General features: G+C 75.6%; 3 protein-coding genes. All 3 read left to right on the top strand.

Translation table 11 applies throughout. The features are described 5' to 3' along the window. The coding region (locus K6I33_RS34125) for a hypothetical protein (protein ID WP_229358682.1) at positions 1–674 on the top strand (674 nt) is incomplete at its 5' end. 178 nt (positions 675–852) lie between these two features. Beyond that, the gene (locus K6I33_RS34120; RefSeq protein ID WP_229358681.1) at positions 853–1,530 is read left to right on the top strand and encodes a response regulator transcription factor; all 678 of its coding nucleotides are present in this window, start codon (positions 853–855) and stop codon (positions 1,528–1,530) included. Further along, the gene (locus K6I33_RS34115; RefSeq protein ID WP_229358680.1) at positions 1,527–2,693 is read left to right on the top strand and encodes a sensor histidine kinase; all 1,167 of its coding nucleotides are present in this window, start codon (positions 1,527–1,529) and stop codon (positions 2,691–2,693) included. The genes K6I33_RS34120 and K6I33_RS34115 overlap by 4 nt, the downstream gene beginning before the upstream one ends. Positions 2,694–2,700 lie beyond the last annotated feature (7 nt).

Here is a 2,700-nt window from a genome sequence, read left to right as displayed (position 1 = left end):
CCGTACCGTCGGCCCCGTCCGCCGGCGCGCCCGGCCACGCCGACCACGACACCCGCCCCGGCCGTCCCGGCACCACCGTCCGGCAGGTGCTCCTGCCCGACGGCAGCCGGGCCCGGCTGACCTCCGGCAACGGCCCGGCCAGCGTCACCGTCACCCACGGCGGACAGCGCCACACCATCGACGCGAGCCGCCCCTCGGCCGAGCTCGACCGGCTCCGCCTGCGGATCCTCGGCGCCGACACCACCCACCCCACGCTGCGTGCCCAGCTGGAGGGCAGCCGGCTGCCGAACTACTACGACTTCGCCTCCGGCTCCCTGCGCCACACCCTCGACGGCGGCGACCTCGACCGCCTCGCCGCCACCGGCGACACGATCAAGGACTACCGCAAGGCCCCCGCCGCCGGGCGCACGACGCACGCCGCCCACCCCGGCGACACCCGCGCCAAGGCCTCCCCGGACGTCCAGGTCAAGAACCGGGCACACGCCAAGCCGCCCCACGACACCTCCGGCAACCCCGTCAAGCGCGTGGTCGAGGCCGGCCAGGTGATCAAGGCCAGCCACGACGCCGGAGAGGTCGGCACCCCTGTGATCGCCGGCGGGATCGCCCTGCTGGCCGCCGGCGGCGCCTACGGCGTCCGCGTCGCGCTGCGCCGCAACGGGCGGAGCGCCGACTGACCGCACCGCCCGGGGGGGCACCGGCCGGGCGGGCCGGGGGCGCTGCGGTTGCGGCGCCTCCGCACCCCCGGTGACATGGAGGGACCCGGCAGCGCGGCCATGGCTCTCCGCACGACACCCCACCATGGCGGCCTCGCCATGGCTTCTTCTCAAGGCTTCCGAGGAGCGAGGGCACAGTATGGCGATCAGCGTGGTCATCGCGGACGACCAGGAGATGGTCCGCACCGGGTTCCGGATGATCCTGGAGAGCCAGCCCGACATCGAGGTCGTCGCCGACGTCGTCGACGGCGAGGCCGCCCTGGCGGCCGTCGAGGAGCACGACCCCGACGTCCTCCTCCTCGACATCCGCATGCCCAAGGTGGACGGCCTGGAGGTCACCCGCCGGCTGTCCGCCCTCGCCGCCGCGCACCCCGACCGGGCACAGCGCCCCCGCATCGTCATCGTCACCACCTTCGACCTCGACGAATACGTCCACACCGCGCTGCGCAACGGCGCCTCCGGCTTCCTGCTGAAGGACGCCAGCCCCGCCATGCTCGTCGAGGCCGTCCACGCCGCCGCCGTCGGCGACTCCCTGATCTCCCCCGCGATCACCGTCCGGCTGCTGCGCGACATGGCCCCCGCGGGCGCCCCGCCCGCCGCCCGGCGGCCCTCCGAACCCCTCACCGACCGCGAGGCCGACGTCGTGCGCTGCCTCGCCCGCGGCGCCACCAACGCCGAGATCGCCGCCGAACTGTTCGTCTCCCTGTCCACGGTCAAGACCCACCTGGCCAATGTGCAGCTCAAGCTCGACGCCAGGAACCGCGTCGAGATCGCCGCCTGGGCCTGGGAGAGCGGGCTGGCCACGGGCGGCACATGAGCAGATGGGCCGGATGGGCCGTCCGGTACCCCCGGCGGGCCACAGTGGCGAAGGCCGTCCTGGGGGCGGTCCTGCTCTGCCTCGTGGGCCTGGAGGGCATCGCGCTGGCCCGCCAGCCGAGCCGGCCGCACGCCATCGTCCTCGCCTCCGGCGTCCTCGTCTGCCTGTGCGCCGTCCCCTACAGCTGGATCCCGCTGACCGTCCGCGCGAGCATCGCGACCACCGTCTCCCTCATCGCCTCCGCCGTCCTGATGATCGGACAGCATCCCCGGATCGTATGGGGGATGGGCGAGGACGTCGCGCTGCTCGTGCTGTTCACCGTCGTCGTCAGCCGCGCCTCCAACCGCGCCGCGGGCGTCCTCGGGCCGCTGCTCGCCGTCGCGGTCGTCGCCGCGCCCATGCGCGACCTCAACCCCCAGTGGTTCACCGCGCTCTTCTCCATGCTGCTGGTGGTCGTCGGCACCTACTCCCTGCTGCTGCGCGGCCACGCCCGCCAGCGCGTCCGCGACCTGGCCGCCGTCCGCACCGCCGAACGGCTCGAACTCGCCCGTGAGCTCCACGACCTCGTCGCCCACCACGTCACGGGCATCGCGGTGCAGGCCCAGGCCGCCCGCTTCACGGCACTGGAGGGACCCGCGGCGGCCGGCGCCTTCCAGCGCATCGAGACGTCGGCGGGCGAGGCGCTGGGCGCCATGCGCCGCCTGGTCGGCGTGCTGCGCGAGGGGGAGGCCGAGACCGAGCCCGTCGCCGGGCTGCCGGAGGTCCGCGCCCTGACCGAGGAGTTCGCCCGGACGGGCCCGCCCGTCGCCCTGTACATCGAGCGGGGCATGGAGAGCTGGATCCCGGGCGAGGTCGCGGCGGGCGTCCACCGTGTCGTCCGCGAGTCCCTCACCAACATCCGCAAGCACGCGGCCGACGCCACGGCCGTACGGATCGGGGTGCGCGGCGTCCCCTCGGGCGTCGAACTGCGCATCGCGGACGACGGAAGGCGGGGCGCGCAGCTGCCGGAGAAGGCCCGGGGCGGCGGCTTCGGGCTCGCCGGGCTGGCCGAGCGCGCCAAGGCGCTGGGCGGCTCGCTGCGGGCCGGGCCGGCGCCGGAGGGCGGCTGGCAGGTGACGGCGCTCTTCCCGGTGGACCGGGCGGCCCGGGGCGGGCCCGCCTGACCGGGGG

It is taken from the genome of Streptomyces sp. UNOB3_S3 (assembly GCF_020740895.1).
GTDB lineage: Bacteria > Actinomycetota > Actinomycetes > Streptomycetales > Streptomycetaceae > Streptomyces.
Note: the sequence above shows the minus strand (reverse complement) of the source record. Positions and strands in the feature narration are given on the sequence as shown.

What these genes read in the sequence shown, in the direction of transcription:
- K6I33_RS34115 (WP_229358680.1), top strand. Translation starts at nt 1,527, where the DNA reads ATGAGCAGATGGGCCGGATGGGCCGTCCGGTACCCCCGGCGGGCCACA.
- K6I33_RS34120 (WP_229358681.1), top strand. Translation starts at nt 853, where the DNA reads ATGGCGATCAGCGTGGTCATCGCGGACGACCAGGAGATGGTCCGCACC.